Annotated in this window: 1 protein-coding gene; it reads right to left on the reverse strand. The window is 53.5% G+C overall.

All coding sequences use genetic code 11. The annotated features are described in order from the left end of the window. Window positions 1–230, reverse strand: a 230-nt coding sequence (locus SB772_RS46235) for a hypothetical protein (protein ID WP_410839299.1), incomplete at both ends; no start/stop codon positions are given.

Consider the following 230-nt stretch of genomic DNA (forward strand, 5'->3'; position numbering starts at 1 on the left):
CAGTTCGAGGTCTTTTTTCGACGCACGCAGCACCGTCATGATGGCGTTCCAGCGGATAGCTGAACGAATACGGCGTTCCAGTTCCAGATTACCCGGATACTCCGGTTGTTCTTCAACGGGGATGGTGTTGATGTAGTTGCTGATACCTGTGCCTGCGGCTACGTTTACACCGCCTTTGCGGGCTTCAGCAAGCAGTTGGTCGATCAGATACTGAGCACGCTCAACACCTT

It is taken from the genome of Paraburkholderia sp. SIMBA_030, from assembly GCF_046535245.1.
Classification (GTDB): Bacteria; Pseudomonadota; Gammaproteobacteria; order Burkholderiales; family Burkholderiaceae; genus Paraburkholderia.